Source organism: Protofrankia sp. Cj3 (assembly GCF_917627355.1).
Taxonomy (GTDB): Bacteria; Actinomycetota; Actinomycetes; order Frankiales; family Frankiaceae; genus Protofrankia.
Genome location: NZ_CAKJTR010000264.1, coordinates 1 through 4,855 on the forward strand (window position 1 = coordinate 1; position 4,855 = coordinate 4,855).

Genomic DNA, 4,855 nt, shown 5'->3' on the forward strand with positions numbered 1-4,855 from the left:
GCCGGGGCGCCGGCAGACCCTGGACGAACTTGCGGCGGCGACCACTAAGGTTGCCAAAGGCTCGGGACGGTAATCTTGATCGTGGAGTCGACGCGTGCAGCTCTCCGGCCGGCAGGGTCCTGTCGGAGGCTGGTGGACGCTGTGCGCTGGGCGCCCACGCGGCGCCTCGCGTCGTCGGGACCCGGTTCGATGCCAGTGCTCACCACCTGCGGTGCGCCACAGACACGAGAGGCCAGAAAAAGCGTGGCGGAGGTCGCTTTGGCACAATAGTGTACCGCCGTGACTGGGCAGAGATACCCGTTACGGAGGATGTCGCAGGTTCCACCGATCGCCCTAGGGCAGGGAGTATTGAGGCAGGTCATGCAGAAGCAGTGCCAGCGGGTGTTTTCGGGCGTCCAACCCACAGGAAAGATCCACATTGGGAACTATGTGGGTGCGCTGTCGTTGTGGGCGGAGAACCAGGATCAGTACGACAACGTCTTCTGCGTGGTGGACCTGCATGCGCTGACAATCCCCGAAGCGGTCAACCCCGAAAACCTCCGCGCGAAGGCGCGGGAGACCGCTGCGCTGTATGTGGCGTGTGGTATCGACCCGGACAAGTCCACGATCTTTGTGCAGTCCCGGGTGAGCGCGCACGCCGAGTTGACGTGGATTCTCAACTGTGTGACGCCGGTGGGCTGGCTTGAGCGGATGACCCAGTACAAGGCGAAGTCGACCTTGCAGGAGTCGGTGGGCACAGGGCTGCTGGACTATCCAGTGCTCCAGGCCGCGGACATCCTGTTGTATGGAACACATCTGGTACCAGTGGGCGAGGACCAGCGGCAGCACGTTGAATTGACCAGGGACATCGCGATCCGGTTCAACCGGCTGTTCGGAGAGGCGTTCACGATCCCGGAACCACTGATCCGCACCAGCGGAGCGCGGATCATGGCGTTCGACGAGCCGACGGGAAAGATGTCCAAGTCGATCGGGGAGACCAAAGCGGGCCACTCAATCGGGCTGATCGACCCTCCGGACGTCATCCGCAGGACAGTCATGCGAGCCACGACCGATTCTGGTGGCGACATACGGTTCGAGACGGCCAGTCCCGGGGTGCTCAACCTGTTGACGCTGTATCAGGTGCTGTCGGGGCAGCCGCGGGAGAAAATCGAATCGGAATTCGACGGCAAGGGTTACGGGCTTCTCAAGCGAACGGTAGCCGACCAGGTGATCGCTTCGTTGGAGCCGATTCAGCGCCGTTTCCACGAGCTGATGGCCGAGCCCGACGCGGTCGAAAAAATGCTGGAAGCCGGCGCGGACCGGGCTCGGTCGATCGCCGAATCGACCCTGGACCACGTGAAGAAACTGACCGGCTTGGGCTAAGAGGCTCCGGCAATAGGACTGTCCGGCTCGCGGCGCCCGGTCGGCGCCTCGCGTCGTTGTTGTCGGTCGACGCCCAACACAGGGCGCCTCCCTCCGCCGCCTCGCGATCCATCCGCCCGGGCGCCGCTCCCTGATCGAACGCCCTATTGCCGGAGCCTCTAAGAGCGACCAGCAATAGGGGTGTGGATCAAGGAGCGGGGTTGGGGTGCGTGCTGCGCAAGGCGGAGAAGTGGAGTCACCCTGGTGCTGGGTGGCGACCGACGAGCCGGGGTACCCGTGCATCGCGCAGCGATGGACGGGGAGCGATGCGGCCAGGTGCCGCCTGGGCGTGGCGAGCCGGACAGCTGGCTTCCGAAACACGCCCTAGTAGTCTCCATGAACAGGCTCTTACCGGAGCCGGTCGAACCCGCCGGCACCCGGACTGGCCAGCCCAGCCAAGGACGGCACGAGCGCGCATGCTTTCGCGGCATCAGCGGCCCCGAGGGAACAAGGAGACCGGCAGGTGGTGACGTCCAAGACACGTCGGCGGCGCGAAATTGCCGCCGCGAGGATCGCCCGCCAGGCGGAACGCCGCGCGGCGGCGCGGCGTCAGCGCCGACGGTTAATCGCAATCATCGCCGCGAGCGTCGCGGTCGTGCTCGTCTGCTCCCTCGCGGGGGTCCTCCTGCTCACCGGCAACGATGACAAGACCACCGTCGCGGCCTCCCCATCGGCGGCTCCGTCAGCCTCAGCCGCCGGGTCGCCATCCGCCGGGGCCTCCGCCGCGCCCGTGTCGACGAAGGTCGGCCCCTGCACCTACACCGCGAACGGCCAGGACCCGTCGCGGCCGGTGAGTCTGCCGGCCGCGGCCGGCAGCGTCGACCAGTCCCCGGCCACGATGGTCATCGCCACGAGCAAGGGGACCATCAAGGCAGCGCTGAACGCGGCGAAGGCCCCCTGCACCGTTCACGCCCTGCTCACCATGGCCAACGCCAAGTACTTCGACGGCACCCCCTGCCATCGGGAAACCGCCACGAACATCTTCGTCCTGCAATGCGGTGACCCGACCGGCACAGGTCAGGGCGGACCGGGCTTCGCCTACGCCAACGAGAACACCGACGGTGCCGCGTACACTCGCGGCGTCATCGCGATGGCGAACGCCGGTGCCGACACCAACGGCAGTCAGTTCTTCCTCATTTACAAGAACCCGAACGACGCCGGTGTGCAAGCGTTGGGAAACAAATACACGATAGTCGGCAAGATCACTGAAGGCCTTGATGTCCTGGACGCCCTCACCTCGCCCGGTGTCGAGGGCGGGGGCGGTGACGGCACCCCGGTCAGCAAGGCCCAGATCACCTCCATGAGCATCGCCCAAAGCCCATGACCCGCCGCCGCGGCGCCCCGCGTTATCGAGCCGCACCCGACAACCTTGTTCGTCAACGGCATCAGCCGGGCCGCGGCGTCCTGGCGCCGCCCCGGGCACTGACAGCGGCCCGGCCGAAGACCTGACCTGACCTGCCTGCTTCCCGCGCTGGATGCGAAACGGCCAGCCCTGCGTCCAGCGCGCGGTGCGGCCAGGCCGGATGACGCGAGGCGCTATGTCTCCCAGCGGCGGATGGTGTCGATGCGCGCCCGCAGCTGGGCGGCGGTGGCCTGGCCGGTTGCCGGGCCGCCACAGGTACGCCTCAGCTCACCGTGAATCATCCCATGCGCGCGCCCGGTGCGGTGGTGGTGGGCGGCGACAAGCCTGTTCAGCTCCCGGCGCAGCTCGATGAGCACCTCGTAGGTGGGCCGGTCGGCCGCCGCGGCGGCGTCAGGGCTCGGGTCCGGCCGGGCGGCCGGCGAACCAGCCTGGCCGGGGACAGCCGGCATGCCCTGTCCGGGCTGGTTCGCCGGCCCGGCGCCCGGCCCGGCGCGCTCCTGCTTGCGCCGGGCGGCCAGCTGGGCCGCCTCCCGCTGCTTGAGCAGGACCGCGACCTGATCCGGTTCCAGCAGCCCGGGAAGTCCCAGGAAGTCCTCTTCCTCGGCGGAACCAGCCGCGGCCTGGGTGCCGAACTCACCACCGTCGAAGATCACCCGGTCGAGGTGTGCTGAGGAACCGAGCGCGGTGAACGACCGGTCCGTCAGGTCGGGGACGTCACGGCGCCGGTTGGCCTCGCGGAGCGCCTCGTCGTCGAACGTGTCCGGTTCGCGCAAGGGCTTGTCAAGGGCGTGGTCGCGCTGGACCTCCATCTCGCCAGCCAGCGCGAGCAGGGCGGGAACGCTCGGCAGGAAGATCGAAGCCGTCTCGGGCCGGCCCCGGCCCCGCACGAAGCGCCCGACCGCCTGCGCGAAGAACAACGGTGTGGCAACGGAGGTGGCATAGACCCCGACAGCCAGGCGCGGCACGTCCACGCCCTCGCTGACCATCCGGACCGCAACCATCCAACGGTCCCGCGAGGCGCGGAAGGCCTCGATCTTCGAGCTGGCCGCTGGATCGTCGGAGAGCACGACAACCGGCTCGGTTCCGGTGACGCGGCGCAGGATGGTGGCGTACGCACGGGCGTTCGCATGATCGGTGGCGATCACCAGGCCGCCCGCGTCCGCCATGCCGCCGCCGCGCACCTGCGCCAGGCGGGTGTCCGCGGCGGCCAGGACCGCGGGGATCCAGTCACCACGTGGGTCCAGCGCCGTGCGCCATGCCGCGGCGGTCTGCTCATTGTTCAGCGGCTCGCCGAGGCGGGCCGAAAGCTCATGCCCCGCGCTGGTCCGCCAGGACATCTCCCCCGAGTAGGCCAGGAAGAGCACCGGACGCACGACAGCGTCGCGCAGCGCGTCAGCATAACCGTAGGAGGAGTCCGCGATGCTGCGGAGCACGCCATCTGGGCCAGGGACATACGTCACGAACGGGATGGGATTGACGTCCGATCGAAACGGCGTCCCGGTGAGTGCCAGCCGCCTGACCGCGGGCGTGAATGCCTCACGCGCCGCATCCCCCCAGGACAGGGCGTCACCAGCATGGTGGATCTCATCGAGGATCACCAACGTGCGGCGCCGCTCGCAGCGCAGCCGGTGCAGTGCGGGATGCGCCGCCACCTGCGCGTAGGTCAGCACCACACCGGTGTAGTCCGACGAGGTTACGCCGGCGGTGTTGCGGAACGCCGGGTCGAGGGCGATACCCATCGCCGCGGCGGCCTGCGCCCACTGCCGCTTCAGGTGCTCGGTCGGAGCCACCACGGTGATCGCGCGTACCACACCGTCGCGCAGGAGATCGGCGGCGACTCGCAGGGCAAACGTCGTCTTGCCGGCACCCGGCGTCGCGACAGCCAGAAAGTCGCGGGCGCCGGCACTCGTCCGGGCCTGGTAGGCCGCGAGAGCGGCCCGCTGCCATGCCCGCAGCGGATGGCCCCCAGATGATGATGCTGCCGGCACGGTGTTGGGCTGGGGACCGGCACTCACAGAGGAAGACTCTACGGCGTGGTGTTCGGGGGCTGCCTACGGCCGGGCCAGACCCCTTAGTGGTCGCCGCCGGAAG

The 4,855-nt window shown here is 68.6% G+C and carries 3 protein-coding genes; 2 read left to right on the forward strand and 1 reads right to left on the reverse strand.

From position 1 onward, the window contains the following. Nucleotides 1-360 precede the first annotated feature (360 nt). Together trpS and MJ783_RS21890 are read left to right on the forward strand one after the other, a co-directional pair. Nucleotides 361-1,362 (forward strand): tryptophan--tRNA ligase, encoded by a 1,002-nt coding sequence (trpS, locus tag MJ783_RS21885; protein WP_239313443.1) that lies wholly within the window; start codon nt 361-363, stop codon nt 1,360-1,362. Nucleotides 1,363-1,867: 505 nt separating this feature from the next. Further along, the gene (locus MJ783_RS21890) at nt 1,868-2,725 is read left to right on the forward strand and encodes a peptidylprolyl isomerase (RefSeq protein ID WP_370651774.1); all 858 of its coding nucleotides are present in this window, start codon (nt 1,868-1,870) and stop codon (nt 2,723-2,725) included. Between the two features lie 212 nt (nt 2,726-2,937). Here MJ783_RS21890 and MJ783_RS21895 read toward each other — a convergent pair whose 3' ends face one another. Further along, on the reverse strand, nt 2,938-4,779 hold the full coding sequence (locus tag MJ783_RS21895; protein ID WP_239313446.1) for a DEAD/DEAH box helicase: 1,842 nt from the start codon (nt 4,777-4,779) through the stop codon (nt 2,938-2,940). Nucleotides 4,780-4,855 lie beyond the last annotated feature (76 nt).